This window comes from Nocardioides ultimimeridianus (assembly GCF_054777895.1).
On sequence record NZ_BAAHAB010000020.1, the window covers coordinates 24,276 to 39,926 of the forward strand.

Annotated in this window: 14 protein-coding genes and 3 tRNA genes; 9 read left to right on the plus strand and 8 right to left on the minus strand. The window is 72.6% G+C overall.

What is annotated here, in order from left to right:
* Complete coding sequence (locus ACYU8V_RS17065) at nt 1–1,296, minus strand: TIGR04338 family metallohydrolase (RefSeq protein WP_460849051.1); 1,296 nt, start codon at nt 1,294–1,296, stop codon at nt 1–3.
* Nucleotides 1,297–1,367: 71 nt separating this feature from the next.
* Between ACYU8V_RS17065 and ACYU8V_RS17070 the strand changes: the two genes are divergently transcribed.
* A complete protein-coding gene (locus ACYU8V_RS17070) occupies nt 1,368–2,306 on the plus strand; it encodes an ADP-ribosylglycohydrolase family protein (protein ID WP_460849052.1) in 939 nt (312 codons plus the stop codon).
* A gap of 172 nt (nt 2,307–2,478) precedes the next feature.
* On the opposite strand, the gene ACYU8V_RS17075 is transcribed toward ACYU8V_RS17070, so the two are convergent.
* Both ACYU8V_RS17075 and ACYU8V_RS17080 read right to left on the minus strand, forming a co-directional pair.
* A tRNA-Lys gene (locus ACYU8V_RS17075) sits at nt 2,479–2,551 on the minus strand.
* 50 nt (nt 2,552–2,601) lie between these two features.
* Nucleotides 2,602–4,152 (minus strand): phytoene desaturase family protein, encoded by a 1,551-nt coding sequence (locus ACYU8V_RS17080; RefSeq protein WP_460849053.1) that lies wholly within the window; start codon nt 4,150–4,152, stop codon nt 2,602–2,604.
* A gap of 66 nt (nt 4,153–4,218) precedes the next feature.
* Between ACYU8V_RS17080 and ACYU8V_RS17085 the strand changes: the two genes are divergently transcribed.
* A complete protein-coding gene (locus ACYU8V_RS17085; RefSeq protein WP_460849055.1) occupies nt 4,219–5,178 on the plus strand; it encodes a pirin family protein in 960 nt (319 codons plus the stop codon).
* A gap of 1 nt (nt 5,179) precedes the next feature.
* On the opposite strand, the gene ACYU8V_RS17090 is transcribed toward ACYU8V_RS17085, so the two are convergent.
* The 3 genes from ACYU8V_RS17090 to orn all read right to left on the minus strand — a co-directional run bounded on the left by ACYU8V_RS17090 (nt 5,180) and on the right by orn (nt 6,830).
* Nucleotides 5,180–5,944: a ZIP family metal transporter gene (locus tag ACYU8V_RS17090; RefSeq protein WP_460849056.1), complete on the minus strand. Its 765-nt coding sequence runs from the start codon at nt 5,942–5,944 to the stop codon at nt 5,180–5,182.
* Nucleotides 5,945–6,045: 101 nt separating this feature from the next.
* Nucleotides 6,046–6,121, minus strand: a tRNA-His gene (locus ACYU8V_RS17095).
* A 91-nt stretch (nt 6,122–6,212) separates the two neighbouring features.
* Entirely contained in the window at nt 6,213–6,830 is a 618-nt protein-coding gene (gene orn, locus ACYU8V_RS17100) for an oligoribonuclease (RefSeq protein ID WP_460849059.1), read from the minus strand.
* 67 nt (nt 6,831–6,897) lie between these two features.
* Between orn and ACYU8V_RS17105 the strand changes: the two genes are divergently transcribed.
* Genes ACYU8V_RS17105 through ACYU8V_RS17115 form a run of 3 tightly spaced genes read left to right on the plus strand, consistent with a single transcriptional unit; the run spans nt 6,898 to nt 9,156 of the window.
* On the plus strand, nt 6,898–7,389 hold the full coding sequence (locus tag ACYU8V_RS17105) for a MauE/DoxX family redox-associated membrane protein (protein WP_460849060.1): 492 nt from the start codon (nt 6,898–6,900) through the stop codon (nt 7,387–7,389).
* Between the two features lies 1 nt (nt 7,390).
* Entirely contained in the window at nt 7,391–8,128 is a 738-nt protein-coding gene (locus tag ACYU8V_RS17110; RefSeq protein ID WP_460849062.1) for a DsbA family protein, read from the plus strand.
* Nucleotides 8,125–9,156, plus strand: a complete 1,032-nt coding sequence (locus ACYU8V_RS17115; protein WP_460849063.1) for an adenosine deaminase — start codon at nt 8,125–8,127, stop codon at nt 9,154–9,156. The genes ACYU8V_RS17110 and ACYU8V_RS17115 overlap by 4 nt, the downstream gene beginning before the upstream one ends.
* Nucleotide 9,157: 1 nt before the next feature.
* Here the strand turns inward: ACYU8V_RS17115 and ACYU8V_RS17120 are convergent.
* Nucleotides 9,158–9,231: transfer RNA gene (locus tag ACYU8V_RS17120), tRNA-Arg, on the minus strand.
* Between the two features lie 85 nt (nt 9,232–9,316).
* Here ACYU8V_RS17120 and ACYU8V_RS17125 point away from each other — a divergent pair.
* A complete protein-coding gene (locus ACYU8V_RS17125; protein ID WP_460849274.1) occupies nt 9,317–9,652 on the plus strand; it encodes a group I intron-associated PD-(D/E)XK endonuclease in 336 nt (111 codons plus the stop codon).
* Between the two features lie 2 nt (nt 9,653–9,654).
* On the opposite strand, the gene ACYU8V_RS17130 is transcribed toward ACYU8V_RS17125, so the two are convergent.
* On the minus strand, nt 9,655–11,022 hold the full coding sequence (locus ACYU8V_RS17130; RefSeq protein WP_460849064.1) for an aminopeptidase P family protein: 1,368 nt from the start codon (nt 11,020–11,022) through the stop codon (nt 9,655–9,657).
* Nucleotides 11,023–11,081: 59 nt separating this feature from the next.
* On the opposite strand from ACYU8V_RS17130, the gene ACYU8V_RS17135 reads away from it, so the two are divergent.
* The 3 genes from ACYU8V_RS17135 to ACYU8V_RS17145 are packed head-to-tail and all read left to right on the plus strand — an operon-like array spanning nt 11,082 to nt 15,555.
* On the plus strand, nt 11,082–12,203 hold the full coding sequence (locus ACYU8V_RS17135; protein WP_460849065.1) for a PrsW family intramembrane metalloprotease: 1,122 nt from the start codon (nt 11,082–11,084) through the stop codon (nt 12,201–12,203).
* The gene (locus tag ACYU8V_RS17140) at nt 12,200–13,948 is read left to right on the plus strand and encodes a dynamin family protein (RefSeq protein WP_460849067.1); all 1,749 of its coding nucleotides are present in this window, start codon (nt 12,200–12,202) and stop codon (nt 13,946–13,948) included. The genes ACYU8V_RS17135 and ACYU8V_RS17140 overlap by 4 nt, the downstream gene beginning before the upstream one ends.
* On the plus strand, nt 13,945–15,555 hold the full coding sequence (locus tag ACYU8V_RS17145) for a GTPase (RefSeq protein WP_460849068.1): 1,611 nt from the start codon (nt 13,945–13,947) through the stop codon (nt 15,553–15,555). The genes ACYU8V_RS17140 and ACYU8V_RS17145 overlap by 4 nt, the downstream gene beginning before the upstream one ends.
* Nucleotides 15,556–15,651: the final 96 nt, after the last annotated feature.

A 15,651-nucleotide genomic window follows, 5' to 3' on the forward strand; every position in this document is an offset into this window, starting at 1 on the left:
CTAGCCTGCGGCGTCGAGGGACTTGTCGTCGCTGAGCCGCGCCCGGCGCGCGGCCCGGTCGCCCTCGTGCGCGGCGCTGGGCGCGGTGTGGGCCGAGGAGCGGCGATCGGCGGACCAGGTGCCGCGGACGTTGTTGCGGCGCAGTGCCTCGGCGAAGTGGTCGTGGACGTCGACCTCCTTCTGGCGCAGCGCGAGCGCGGTCTCCCCGGACGCGGGAGCGGCCGCCTCCACCTCCGCCACGGTGGCCGCGCGGGAGGCCTGCAGCCGCTCGCCGATGCGGGCGGCGTACGCCTCGTAGAAGGCCAGGCGGGCCGTGATCGTGGCGACGGGCTTGGCGACGTACCGCCGGCGGCGCTGGTCCCAGACGGTCGCGACGTCGCGCTCGCCGGCCCGCAGGTAGCGCTCGCAGTCGGCGACCATCTGCACCAGCAGCGACTCGTAGAGCGCCTTGGTGACGGCGATGTCGGTGGGGAAGCCGTACATCGTGACGCCCGTGGAGTCGCTGTTGATCGTGCAGCGCAGGTCGTTGGCGTGGGCGATGTTCAGCAGCAGCCGCACGTAGCGCGCCAGGCCGCGCCGGCCGGGCTCGCCGATCCGGTAGTGCTCCGAGCCGGGCTGCTCGCGCTGCTCCTGGCGGGCGGTGTGGGCGCGTGCGACGGCCAGCGCGATCGAGTGCCGCGTCGCGAGAGCCTGGGCCTTGCCGAGGAACGCGTCGCGCTCGTGGTCGTTGCGGGTGCCCTCGGCCTGGCGCAGCAGCTTGGCGATCCTGGCGAGCGTGCCGTCATCGAGGGAGTGGGTGACCTGCTCGAGCCCCTCGGCGGCGTACGCCACGTGGAGGAGCTGGGCGATGACCGGGCTGCCGATGTCCTCGAGCAGTCGCAGGTACGTCGACCGGAAGCCGGCGCCGTGGTCGAGGTCCTCGGCCAGGTGGTGGGCCAGCTCGTGCAGGACCACCAGGCCCCGCAGCGCCCACCGGCCGCCGACCTCGAAGGTCGGCACGGCGATGGTCGCGGTCTCCGCGAGGTAGACGGCCATCCGGTGGCCGGCGCGGGACCGGACCCGGACCGCCTGCTGCTCGCGGCCGTCGTAGTCGGCGCCGCGGTCGCGCAGGTGGGTGAGCACCTGGTCGACGTACCGCTGGACGGCCTCGGGATCGGTGAACCGCGGCTCGACCTCGGGCTCGTGGAGGGCTCCGTCGATGCTGACCGTGGGCTGCTCGGGGGTCACCCGGTCCAGCCAGGACGCGAGCTGGTCCTCAGCGGCGTACACCGCGCTCTTGTCGGGGTCCGAGGTCATGACGCCAGTCTGCCGGGTGCTGCCGACAATCCTGGTGATGGCGGCGGGGTCGGGCGTGATGGGATGGCCGGATGGAGCTGACGGCGGAACAGGTCGACCGAGCGATCGGGGTGGTGCTCGGGTCCGCGTGCGGTGACGCCCTCGGCGCCGGCTACGAGTTCGGGGTCGCGACGCCCGGCCCGGAGGGGCCACGGATGATCGGCGGCGGGCTGGGCGGGTTCGCGCCGGGGGAGTGGACCGACGACACGTCGATGGCGGTCGTGATCGCGGAGGTCGCGGCGACCGGGGCCGACCTGCGCGAGCCCGCGGCACTGGACGCGATCGCGCGTGGCTTCCGGCGCTGGTACGACGGCGGCCCGGCCGACATCGGCATCCAGACCAGCCAGGTACTGGAGGCGGGCGGGCCGGCGCCCTCGGGTGTCGGTCTGGCGGCAGCCGCGCGGGCGGTGCACGAGCGGAACGGCCGCAGCGGCGGCAACGGCTCCCTGATGCGCACCGGGCCGGTCGCGCTGGCCCACCTCGACGACCCGGAGGCGCTCGTCTCGGCGGCGACGGCCGTCAGCGCGCTCACCCACCACGACCCGCAGGCCGGCGAGGCCTGCGCCCTGTGGTGCCTGGCGATCCGGCACGCCGTGCTGACCGGGGAGACCGACGTGAGGGCGGGCCTGCACGCGTTGCCCGCCGCCGCTCGCGACTTCTGGGAGCTGCGGCTGCGCGAGGCGGAGTCGCAGGAGCCCGCGACCTTCCGCCCCAACGGGTACGTCGTCACCGCCCTCCAGGCCGCCTGGTCGGCCATCCACCACACGCCGGGCTCGGGTCTGGTCGACTCGCTCTCGACCGCGATCCTGATCGGCGACGACACCGACACCGTGGCCGCCATCGCCGGCTCGCTGCTCGGTGCGCGCTGGGGTGCGGGGGCGGTGCCGGAGGACTGGCGCGACATGCTGCACGGCTGGCCGGGGCTGCGGGCCGAGGATATCGCCGGGCTCGCGGTGGCGACGGTCCGCTGACCCGCCCACGCTGAGGCCGAAGCATGGAGGCTCTCGACCCCGCGTCCGCATGATCACAGCGTCACGAGCGAGACCGACCCGCCAACCGCGAGCCGGGCGGCTTTTAGCGGGTGATCCTCGCATGCCCGAAAACGCCCTGAGGCCCGGTCTGACGACCGGGCCTCAGGATCTGTACGCCATCACGGACTCGAACCGCGAACCCGCTGATTAAGAGTCAGCTGCTCTGCCAATTGAGCTAATGGCGCATGTCTTTCGACTCGGAAAACATTACACCGCCGCCCGGCCACGGCCCAAATCAGACCGACTCCAGGACGGCCTGGGCGGCGTTGTGGCCGCCGAGGCCCGACACGGCACCGCCGCGACGGGCGCCCGAGCCGCACAGCAGCACGGCCGGGTGGTCGGTCTCGACGCCCCAGCGGGCGGCAGGGGTGTCGAGGGCGGCGCGCGCCGATGCCCAGGGCCACTCCAGGTCGCCGTGGAAGATGTGGCCGCCGGGCATGGCGACCTCGGCCTCGACGTCCTGGGGGATCTTCGCCTCGATGCACGGCTCGCCGGAGGAGTCGCGCGCCACGCACGACATCAGCGGCTCGGCGAGCACCTCGTCCAGGGAGGCGATCGCCCGCGCGACGGCCTCGCTCTTCGCCGCGACCGGATCGGACTCGAAGAGCCGGGCCGGCGTGTGAAGGCCGAAGTAGGTCAGCGTGTGGGTGCCGGACGGGACGTCGCCGAGGATCGAGGGGTCGGTGAGCGAGTGGCAGTACACCTCGCCCGGCAGGCGCGTCGGCAGGCGGCCGTCCGCCGCATCGGCGTACGCCGCCTCGAGGTCGGCGTACCCCTCGGCCAGGTGCAGGGTCCCGGCGAACGCCACTGCGGGATCGACCCCTGACCTCAGCTGGGGGAGCCGCGACAGCAGCAGGTTGATCTTCAGCTGCGCGCCCTCGGGCTTGGTCTCCGCGTCCGCGGCTCCGCCGCGCAGGATCTGCAGCACCCACGGCGCGACGTTGGCGAGCACGAAGCGCCCGCGGGCGGACTGCTCGGAGGTGCCGTCGTGCCAGCGCACCGTGCCGTCGTCGGCGATGGCGCTGACCCCGGCCCCCGTCACGAGTCGTGCACCGGCATCCGAGGCGGCGCGCGCCAGGGCCGAGGTCACCGCGCCCATCCCGCCCACGGGCACGCGCCACTCGCCGGTCCCGTTGCCGATCAGGTGGTAGAGGAAGCAGCGGTTCTGCACCAGCGACGGCGCGTGCAGCGAGGCGAAGGTGCCGATCAGCGCGTCGGTCGCGACCACGCCGCGCACCAGGTCGTCCTTGAACCTGCGCTCGATCGTCTCGCCGAGCGGCCGCCGGACCAGCTGCTCCCAGATCGCCTCCGGTACGACGGAGGACAGCTCCCGCTCGCGGGGGAGCGGCTGGGTCAGGGTCGGGGCGACGACCGCCGCCACCCGGGCCACGTCGGCGTAGAAGGCCCGCCAGGCGGCGTACTGCTCGTCACCGCCGGTCAGCCGCCGGAAGCTCTCGCGCGTCTCCTGGCCCTCCGGCCGTTCGACCAGCAGGCCGTCGGCCACGCCGTCGCGGACGTAGGGCGTGTACGACGCCGTGTCGCGGCTGGTCAGCGCGATGTCGAGCCCGAGGTCGCGCACGATCGAGTCGGGCAGCAGCGAGACCAGGTAGGAGTAGCGCGACAGCCGGGTCGGTACGCCGGCGAACGCCTCCTCCGACACGGCGGCCCCGCCCACGTGGTCGAGGCGTTCCAGGACCAGCACCGAGAGCCCGGCCCGAGCCAGGTACGCGGCCGCGGTGAGCCCGTTGTGGCCGGCCCCGACGACGACCACGTCGTAGGAATCCATGCCCCGAACCTAGCGGGAACAACACCGCGACCGTTATAGTTGACATGGCAACAACAACCTCAGGAGATGAGTGCGATGCCCGCGATCACTGTCGACGACCTGACCGTCCTGCCCCGGATCCAGGAGCCCGGCCTGGGCGACCAGCCGCGCCCGGTCTGGAGCGTGACGACCGCTCCGCAGGGCTACGAGGGCGAGGGCTTCCCGGTGCGCCGGGCCTTCGCGGGCATCGACATGCGCCACCTCGACCCCTTCATCATGATGGACCAGATGGGCGAGGTGGAGTACGCGCCGGGAGAGCCCAAGGGCACCCCGTGGCACCCGCACCGCGGCTTCGAGACCGTCACCTACATCATCGACGGCGTCTTCGACCACCAGGACAGCCACGGTGGCGGCGGCTCCATCACCAACGGCGACACCCAGTGGATGACGGCCGGCAGCGGACTGCTGCACATCGAGACCCCGCCGGAGTGGCTGGTGCAGGCCGGTGGCCTGTTCCACGGCATCCAGCTGTGGGTGAACCTGCCCAAGGCCGACAAGCTGAACGATCCCCGCTACCAGGACATCCGCTCCGGCGAGGTCGCGCTGCTCACCAGCGCCGACGCCGGTGCGCTGGTCCGGGTCATCGCGGGCGAGGTCGCGGGCCACGCCGGCCCGGGGTCGACGTACAGCCCGATGGCGCTCGTGCACGCCACCATCGAGCCGGGCGCGCGCCTGGAACTGCCGTGGAACGTCGAGCACAACGCGCTGGTCTACGTGCTGAACGGCTCAGGATCGGTCGGTACGACGGAGCCCAGCCCACTGCACACCGGCCAGACCGCGGTGATGGGCGCCGGTGACTACCTGACGATCACGGCCGACGGGACCCAGGAGAGCCGGAGCCCGAAGCTCGACGTGATCGTCGTCGGCGGCAAGCCGATCAACGAGCCCATCGCCTGGGCCGGCCCGTTCGTGATGAACACCAAGGCCGAGGTGCTGGCGGCCTACGAGGACTTCCAGAAGGGCCGCTTCGGGCACATCCCGGCGTGAGTCAGACGCCGCCCGCGGTCACGATCGCGTCGGTGAGGAAGCCGGCCATCAGGCCGACCACCATGCCGACGGCCAGCAGGTCGGTACGCCGGGCGCGGGCGGCGACGCCGATCAGCTGGATCACCACGTAGAGGATCGAGCCGGCGGCCAGCGACAGGAAGACCACGGCGAGCGGGTCGCTGGTGAACTTGTAGCCGACCAGGGTGCCGACGAAGGTCGGGCCGCCGCCGATCACCCCGAGCAGCAGCAGCCGACCCCAGGTCGGCGCCTCGGTGCCGGTGAGGGGGGCGGTGATGCCGAAGCCCTCGGTGGCGTTGTGCAGGCCGAAGCCGACCACGAGCAGCACGGCCAGCGCGATCGCGCCCGTGGCGGCTGCCTGGCCGATGGCGAGGCCCTCGGCGAAGTTGTGCAGGCCGATGCCGATCGCGATGAGCATCGAGAGCTTCGCGGGGTCCAGCTCGGCGGGCATCCGGCGCTCGTAGCCGACCAGGCCGAGAAGGCCGACCGCGATGCCGGCGAACATCAGGGCGCCGTACCCGATCGCCGTGCCCCACCGGGCGCCGCCCTCGGCGGACAGAGCGAGGTCGGCGGGCTCCCAGGCTGCCGAGAGGACGTCCCACACCAGGAAGACCAGGATGCCGACCGCGACGGCGTTCAGCAGGTTGCGCAGCACCGGCGCGGGCTTGGGCAGCCGCGCGATGGGCAGGCCCAGGAAGATGGTGCCGCCCGCGATCACGCTGAGGATCAGGGTCTTCTCGAAGGTCACGAGAACTGAGGTTAGGGACACCTAAGCCATCTGCGGAATCCCCGACGCCCCGATGAGACGAAAAGCACCACAGCCGGATCCGAGGATCCGGCTGCGGGACATGGGGTGAGCGACGGGGCTCGAACCCGCGACCCTCGCGACCACAACGCGATGCTCTACCAGCTGAGCTACGCCCACCATGGGTCATCGCTCCGAGAGGAGCGCTGACCGGGGACGAGTGTAGACGGATCGGCCCGGGTTCGTTCAATCGGTATCGACCAGGATCGGATCAGGACTGCCCCAGGCCGGTGATCGAGCCCCCGTGACGGGCCGCGGCCTCCTTGGAGGTGTCGGTGTCGGGGCCGGGCAGCGGCACGAAGACCGTGTCGCGGTAGTAGCGCAGCTCCTCGATGCTCTCCTGGATGTCGGCCAGTGCGCGATGGTTGCCGCGCTTGACCGGCGCCGCGAAGTAGGCGCGCGGGAACCAACGCTTGGCCAGCTCCTTGATCGAGGAGACGTCGACGATCCGGTAGTGCAGGAACTCGTCCAGAGCCGGCATGTCGCGGGCCAGGAAGCCCCGGTCGGTGGCCACGGTGTTGCCGGCCAGCGGCGGCCGGGAGTCGGCCGGGCAGTGCTCGCGGATGTAGGCCATGACCTGGTCCTCGGCCTCCTGGAGGGTCACGCCGTTCGCGAGCTCCTCGAGCAGGCCCGAGCTGGCGTGCATGTTGCGGACGAACTCGATCATCTGGTCCAGCGACTCGGCGGGCGGCTTGATGATCACGTCGACGCCCTCGCCCAGGACGTTCAGGTCGAAGTCGGTGACCAGTGCCGCCACCTCGATCAGCGCATCCGCTCCGAGGTCGAGGCCGGTCATCTCGCAGTCGATCCAGACGAGTCGTTCGTTCACGGTTGAGCACCCTACGCCGTACGTCGTCTCAGGCTCGGCTCAGCAGTACCGGATAGCCTCCGGTCTCGTGGAACGTGGACTGCCCTGGGTGGGCGTGCTGGCCCGCCTGGTGGTGGGCGGTGTCTGGCTCGTCGCCGGCGCCCTCAAGGTCGCGACCCCGAGCGAGAGCATCCACGCCGTCCAGGCCTACGACCTGCTGCCGTACTCGGTCGCGGAGTCGGTCGGTGTGGGCCTTCCCGCGATCGAGCTGGTCGTCGGGCTGGCCCTGGTCGCGGGCGTGCTCGTGCGCGGTGCGGCGGTCATCTCCGCCCTGCTGCTCGTCGCCTACATCGTGGCGATCGCGTCGGTGTGGGCGCGCGGTATGACCATCGACTGCGGCTGCTTCGGCGGTGGCGGCGCGGATCCGGACGCCGCGTCGGCGTACCCGTGGGAGATCGCGCGCGACATCGCGCTCCTGCTCGCCTCGCTGCTCCTGGTGTGGCTGCGACGTACGCCGCTCGCGCTCGACGCGCTGCTCTTCCCGAACCGTTCCGACCGGACCCTCGTCGAAGGAGACTGACATGTCGTCGACCAACAAGAAGGCCGCCGACCGCACCGCCGTCGCTGCGGCGATGCGGGCCGAGCAGGCCAAGCGGGAGGCGCGGCGGCGGATCCTGACCATCGGCGGCGTCGCCCTGGTGATGATCCTCATCGTCGGCGGCGCGGTGCTGTTCTCGGTGGTGAAGAACAACAAGGACAACAGCAAGATCGGCGCGGCCGCAACCGCGACCCAGGCGGGCACCTACGGCGTGGTGATGGGGCCGAGCAGCGCGACCCACAAGGTGATCATCTACGAGGACTTCCTCTGCCCCTTCTGCGGTGAGCTCGAGCGCGGCTCCGAGGCGCAGCTGGCCACGCTGGCCGATGACGGCAAGGTGCAGGTGGAGTACCGGCCCTTCAACATCCTCGGGTCGACGACCGACAGCTACTCGATCCGCGCCGCGGGCGCGTTCTCGATCGTGCTCAAGACCTCGGGGAGCGCGGTGGCGCTGAAGTTCCACAACCTGCTCTACCAGCACCAGCCGAGCGAGTCCGGCCCCTACCTGTCCGACGCCGACCTCGTGCGGTACGCCGTCGAGGCGGGTGCCAAGGAGTCGGCGGTGAAGAGCCAGATCGAGGGCAACGCCGGCCTGTCGTGGGTGGAGGCGGCCAGCAAGGCGGCGTTCGCCACCGGGCTGCAGGGCACGCCGACCATCGTCGTCGACGGCAAGGTCATCTCCGGCACCTCCGCAGACGCCCTCCTGGCGGCCGTCTCATGAGCGGGCTGACGGGGTTCATCGCCGGCCTGCCCAAGGCCGAGCTGCACGTCCACCACGTGGGGTCCGCCTCGCCGCGGATGGTCAGCGAGCTCGCGTCGCGCCACCCCGGCACGGTCCCCAGCGACCCCGACGAGCTGCGCCGGTTCTTCGAGTTCCGCGACTTCGCCCACTTCATCGAGGTCTACCTCGCCGTCGTCGACCTGGTGCGTACGCCGGACGACATCCGCTTCCTCACCTACGAGATCGGCCGTGAGCTCGCCGAGACCCAGTCGGTGCGGTACGCCGAGCTCACCTGCACGCCGTACACCTCGGTGCTGCCGGACGATCCCGACCGGGGCATGCCGATCGAGGCCTACACCGAGGCGATCGAGGACGCTCGGCGCTCGGTCGAGCGCGACTTCGGCCTGGTGTTCCGATGGATCTACGACATCCCGGGGGAGTCGGGTCTCCCGGCCGCCGACGCCACCATCGGCTTCGCGCTCGACCACCGGCCCGAGGGACTGATCGGGTTCGGGCTCGGCGGGCCGGAGATCGGCGTCGACCGGCCGCAGTTCAAGCCGCACTTCGACCGCGCCCGCGCCGCCGGCCTGCGGTCGGTGCCGCACGCGGGGGAGACGACCGGACCCGAGACCGTCTGGGCGTCGATCCGGGATCTCGGTGCGGAGCGGATCGGCCACGGCACCTCCTCGGCGCAGGACCCCGCACTCCTGGCCCACCTCGCCGAGCACGGCATCGCGCTCGAGGTCTGCCCGTCCTCGAACGTCGCGACCCGCGCGGTGGCGAGCCTCGCCGAGCACCCGCTGCCGCGGTTCGTGGCCGCCGGCGTACCGGTCACGATCAACTCCGACGACCCCTCGATGTTCGGCACCAGCCTCAACCGCGAGTACGAGATCGCCGCCGACCTGCTCGGCCTCGACCGCGCCGGCGTCGCCGACCTGGCGCGGGCGGGCGTGCGGTACTCGTTCGCCCCCGACGACCTCAAGGCGCGGATCACCGCCGAGATCGACGCGTACGCCGCCGACTCCTGAGCGCCCCCGGCAGGACTCGAACCCGCAACCCAGTAGGTAGAAGCTACTTGCGCTATCCAGTTGCGCTACGGAGGCTTTGACGGCCCGAGTATCCCATCTGCGGGGAGCAGCCTTGACCGCACCTGTGGATGATCCCCACGGGTTGTCGGTGGCTTCGTCGATGCTGTCCGTGGGACGGACCAGGCGACGAGCACTCGGAGGGCTCGTGCACTCGCATCACACGAAGGACAAGGGCGACCTCGCTGTCGCCAAGGCGCACGCAGATCTGGTCGGCACGGGCTGCGTGGTTCTCTTCCCGACCACGGAGCATGCTCCGTTCGATCTGGTGGCGTATCGGGACGGCGCGTTCTCCCGAGTGCTATTACGTCCGCCCGAGCGACTTCGGGGCATCTGTCACCCTCCGCGTCACTCCCGCGGCCAACGGCCAGAAGGTAGGCGTCGTCGAAGCCGCGCGATTCCGGATGATCCCACCGGAGTCGTCGGTTCCCGCGCGTGACCTCAGCCTCTGAGCGAGCCCAGCCACTCCTCGACCCCGTCGGGGTCGCGGGGGAGCGCGGCGGACAGGTTGCGCACGCCGTCGGCGGTCACGACCACGTCGTCCTCGATGCGGATGCCGATGCCGCGCAGCTCCTCGGGGACGAGGAGGTCGTCGTCCTGGAAGTAGAGGCCGGGCTCGACGGTGAGGACCATGCCCTCGGCCAGCGTGCCGTCGCGGTACGCCGCCGGGGCGGCCTCGCCGCAGTCGTGGACGTCCATGCCGAGCATGTGGCTGACCCCGTGCAGCGTCCAGCGCGAGTAGACCTTCGACGCGGGGTCGAGCGCCTCCTCGGCCGAGACGGGCAGCAGGCCCAGGCCCTCGAGGCCGTGGGCCAGAACGACCATGGCGGCGTTGTGACCGGCGAGGAACGCCGCGCCCGGGCGGAGTGCGGCGATCGCGGCGTCCTGGGCCTCAAGCACCAGCGAGTAGAGCTCACGCTGCAGCGGGGTGAACCGGCCCGACACGGGGATCGTCCGGGTCACGTCGGCGGTGTAGAGGTTGCGCCCCTCGACGCCCATGTCGCACAGCACCAGCTCGCCGGGCCGGATCGGCCCGGAGTTCTCGATCCAGTGCAGCGTCGTGGCGTGCGAGCCGCCGGCGACGATCGAGTCGTAGCCCAGGTCGTTGCCCATCAGCCGTGCCCGGCGGAAGAAGGTGCCCTCCAGCCAGCGCTCGCCGTGCTCGATCACGCGATCCCACTCGCGCGCGCAGTCCTCGAACCCGAGGGTGGTCGCGTCGACGGCCTGCTGCAGCTCGGCGAGCTCCCAGTCGTCCTTGACCAGCCGCATCTCCGAGGCGACCCGTGCGAGGTCGTCGTCGGTCAGGTCGCGGGTCTTGCCGGCGCCCGCGAGCGCGCCCTCGAGCTCCTCGACGTGGCGGACCGGCAGGCCCAGGGCCCGCTCCAGCTCGATCAGGGAGGGGCGGCGACCGGCCCAGAGCGCGCCGTACGCGCGATCACGGAAGAACTCGTCGCTGTCACGGCCCGAACGCGGGCGCGCGTAGAGCGTGGGGGAGCCGTCCGGCTCGATGACCAGCGTCGCGTCGGACGTCTGGTTGCCGGAGAAGTAGGTGTGCGCGGTGTCGGAGCGGAACCGGTAGTCGGTGTCCGCGGACCGCTGCTTGAACGTCCCGGCCGGAAGCACCAGGCGCTCACCGGGGAAGGCCGCGGCCAGCCGGGCGCGGCGATCGGCGGCGTACGGCGCGATCGGGTGCTCGGGCACGTCGGCGTCCTCGTCGCGCCAGCCGGTGCGCATGAAGGCGGCGTACGCCTCGGGCACTGCCTGGTCGTGAGCTTCGGTCTTCAGGGTCTCTGCGTTCCGCTCCTCCACACCTCGCACTGTACGCCGGAGATCGGGCCGGCCCGATTCCTCCCGATAGGCTTCCGCCCATGCCTGCAGCCCCCCGCGACAGCGTCGCCTTCACGGTCGTCGTGACCGTGGCCGTCGCGCTCGGCGCGTGCGGTGTGCTGCTGCTCCTCGCGCTGAACGACGCCCCGACGACCACCTTCGTCGCGACGGTCCTGGCGGCCCTGCCGGTGGGTCCGCTGGTGGCGGCGTACGCCTGGCTGGACCGCTACGAGCCCGAGCCCAAGCGGCTGCTGGCGTTCGGTCTGCTCTGGGGCGCCTGTGCCGCCACGGCCGTCGCCGTGGTGATCGAGGGCGTCGGCGGCGTCGTGACCGGCCTGACGACCAACGCGCAGGTCGCGATCCTGGGCCCGATCACCGAGGAGGCCTGCAAGGGCCTGTTCCTGTTCCTGCTGCTGTGGTGGCGGCGGGCCGAGGTGGACGGCGTCCTCGACGGCATCGTGTACGCCGGCATGGTCGGTGTGGGCTTCGCGTTCACCGAGAACATCCTCTACCTGGCCTCGGCCTACGACGGCGCCCACGGCATGGGTCCTGGCGGGGTCGGCGGGATCACCGCCACCTTCGTGGTCCGCTGCGTGCTCAGCCCGTTCGCGCACCCGCTCTTCACCGCGTTCACCGGCATCGGGATCGGGCTGGCCGTCACCGCGCGCAACCGGACGGTCCGGATCCTCGCGCCGATCGGCGGCTACTGCCTGGCGGTCCTCGCCCACGGGCTGTGGAACGCGTCCACGGTCTTCGGCTTCGGCAGCTTCGCGATGATGTACGCCGTGCTCGGCGCGCCCGCCTTCGCGGGCATGACCGGCCTGGCGCTGTGGGCCCGCAGCTCGGAGCGCAAGCTGCTCGCGGAGGCCCTCGGCGACGCGGCCCGCCGCGGCCTGATCCCGGCCACCGACATCGGGTGGGTGGTCGACCTGCGCGCCCGGCGGATCGCCCGCCGGCACGCCCGGACCGAGGGCGGTCCCGAGGCGGCGCGGGCCATGCGGGAGTATCAGCAGGCGGCTGTCGAGCTCGGCTTCCTGCACCACCGTCTCCTGCGCGGCACCGCGCCGCGCGACTGGCAGGTGCGGGGCCAGGCGTTCCTCGGCCGGATCCAGGCGAGCCGACCCCGGTTCGCATTCCCCGGACAGGTGGTGCCACAGCGATGACTCACGACCTGACCGCAGCCTCCCCGCTCGACGGCAACGACGGCCGCAAGATGCTCACCGAGGTGATCCGCCTCGACGCGGCGCTCAAGGCCGCACCGCTGCCGCTGGACCTCCCGGGCGCCCCGACGCTGCGCGAGGCCCGCAGCCAGCTGATCGAGCAGCTCGAGGACTACGTGATCCCGCGGCTGATGTCGCTGGACGCCCCGATGCTGACCGTGGTCGGCGGCTCGACCGGCGCCGGCAAGTCGACGCTGGTCAACACCCTCGTCGGTCACCGGGTCACCGCTCCCGGCGTACTCCGCCCGACGACGAAGTCGCCGGTCCTGGTGCACAACCCGGCCGATGCCGGCTGGTTCGGCGCCGACCGGCTACTGCCCGAGCTGCGGCGTACCTCCGAGTCGACCGACGACCAGTACGCCATCCAGCTGGTCGCGACCGACGCCGTGCCGCAGGGCCTGGCGATCCTCGACGCCCCCGACGTCGACTCCGTCGACGAGCGCAACCGCGAGTTGGCCGGGCAGCTGCTCGCCGCCGCGGACCTGTGGCTGTTCGTGACCTCGGCCGCGCGCTACTCCGACCAGGTCCCGTGGGACTACCTCAAGCTGGCCGCGGACCGGTCCACCGCCGTCGCCGTCGTCCTCGACCGCACCCCGCCCGAGGCGGTCCCGACCGTCTCGGCCCACCTGGCCCGGATGCTCGCGTCGCGCGGCCTGAAGGACTCGCCGCTGTTCGGCGTCGCCGAGGGCGAGGTCTCCGAGGACGGCCTGCTGCCGGCGGGTCACGTCGGCGAGATCCGGCAGTGGCTCGAGGCGCTCGCCGCCGACGCCGAGGCCCGGCGGTCCGTCGTCAACCAGACCGTCGCGGGCGCCGTACGCACCGTGACCCGCAAGGCGTTCCCGATCGCCGACGCGGCCGCCGCCCAGGTCGGGGCGGTCGGCGAGCTGCTGGCCGTCGCCGACAAGGTGTACGACGATGCGCAGGCCGGCCTGGTCGCCGCGAGCCGTGACGGCTCGTTGCTGCGCGGCGACCTGCTCGCGCGCTGGCAGGAGTTCGTGGGCAGCGGCGAGCTGATCCGCTCCCTCGAGGCCAAGGTCGGCTTCGTGCGCGAGCGCCTGGTCAACGCGATCAAGGGCAAGCCGCAGCAGGCCGAGCGCCTCGCCGTGGCCGTCGAGATGGCGATCGAGGCCCTCGTGGTCGACCACGCCGAGCGTGCGGCGGCAGCCGCGTCGGGCACGTGGCGGACGACCGAGCCGGGCGACGCCCTGCTCGCGGCGACCGACGACGACCTGTCGCGTGCCGGACGCAACCTGCGCCGTCAGACGACCCAGCAGGTCCGCGAGTGGCACGACGAGCTGCAGGACCTGGTGCGTGACGGCAGCACCGACGTACGTTCGACCGCGCGGTTCCTCGCGCTCGGCATCCACGGCCTGTCGGTGACGCTCGCGGTCGTCGTGCTGGCGGAGGGCGCGGGGGCGCAGGCCCCGGAGTCGGTGCAGCTCGGCCGCCGGCTGCTGGAGACGGTGCTCGGCGTACCGCAGACGGCGTCGATGGTCGCGGCCGCGCGCCGGGCGCTGGACGCGCGGCTCGAGGCGCTGGTCGACACCGAGCGGGGCCGCTACCTGGCCCCCGCCGAGGAGTGGCAGCTCAAGCCGGAGGCACCCGACCAGCTGCGCCAGGCGGCGCGCCGGGTCGACGACCTCCGCTTCGCAGCCGTACGAGCCAAGGGCACGGGAGGCCACGGGTGAGCATTGCTGGGGACGAGGCCGCAGAGGTCCGCGAGCGGGCGACGCGTGGGACGCCGATCGGCGCCCGGATCGAGGGTCTGAGGGCGGCCGTCGCGGCTGCGCGCGGCCACATCGACGACGCGACGCTCGACGACGCGCTGGCGGCGGCCGAGCGGTCGACGGGGCGACTGCGGCTCTCGGCGCAGCACACCGTCGTCGCGATCGCGGGTGCCACGGGTTCAGGCAAGTCCTCCACGTTCAACAACCTGGTGGGCCTGGAGCTGTCCTCGATCGGCGTACGTCGCCCGACGACCTCCTGGGCGACCGCGGTCGTGTGGGGCAGCGAGGGGGCCGGCGAGGTCCTGGAGTGGCTGGGCATCCCGCCGCGTCACCACACCATGCGCGACTCCCTGCTCGACACCCGCCGCGAGGACAGCTCGCTGGACGGCATCGTGCTGATGGACCTTCCCGACCATGACTCCACCGAGGTCGCGCACCACCTCGAGGTCGACCGCCTCGTCGAGCTCGCCGACCTGCTGGTCTGGGTCGTGGACCCGCAGAAGTACGCCGACGCGGCGCTGCACGACCGCTACCTGAAGCCGCTGGCCACCCACCAGGACGTGATGGTCGTGGTGCTCAACCACATCGACACGATCGCGGAGGAGAAGCGGGCCGGCATGGTCGCCGACGTACGCCGCCTGCTGGCCGCCGACGGCCTGCCCGATGTCTCCGTGATCCCGGTCAGCGCCCGTGAGGGGCTCGGGATGGACGTGCTGCGCAGCGAGCTCGCCTCGCGGGTGGCGTCCAAGCGGGCCATGACCGCGCGCGCCGAGGCCGACGTGGCGGCTGCCGCCCAGCGCCTCGAGCGCGAGGGCGGCACCGGTGCCGTGCACGAGCTGGACGCCGAGCGCGTCGCCAGGCTGGAGCAGGCGACCGCGGACGCGGCCGGCATCCCCACCGTCGTCGACGGCGTCGAGCGGTACGTCGCCGGACGCACCCGCCGGGCCGTCGCCTGGCCGCCCGTGGCGCTGCTCGGCCGGTCGGCCGAGGGCGACCTGGCGCGCGAGCTGGGTGCCGGCGACGGCGTACCCGCTGTGGCGCCGGTGCCGCGCGAGTCGGTCCACACCACGATCCGCGAGCTCGGCGACGAGGTGACCGCCGGTCTGGGGCCGGCGTGGCGGCGCTCGGTGCAGTCCGCGGCGACCGGCCGGATGGCCGAGGTCGGCGACCGGCTCGACAGCGGCCTGCGCTCGGTCGATCTGCACGCCGGGGGCGTTCCCGGCTGGGCGGGCCTGCTGCGGGTAGTCCAGTGGCTGCTCTTCCTCGCCGTGCTGGCGGGTGCCGGCTGGTGGACCTACCTGGCGGCGACGGGCAAGGACGTCCCCGCGGTCGGCGGCATCCCGGTGCCGGCGCTGGTCGTGGTCGGCGCGCTGGTTCTCGGCATCGTGCTCTGGCTCGTCGCCCGCAGCGCCGTGGCGGCGGTCGCCCGGTCGCGCGCGCAGGCCGCCGACGCCGCGCTGCGCGGTGTGGTCCGCTCGGTGCTCGGCGAGGCCGTGGTGGAGCCGACCAACGCCGAGCTCCGCGGCTACGCGGCGTTCCGTGCGGGCATCGACGCCGCAGCCCGCTGACCGGACCCCAGGAGCACCACCCGTCCCACCGCCGGCCGGTTCCCGGCGGCGTACCTGTGGACGAGCGACCTCGTCCACAGCCCCTCCGCCGCCACG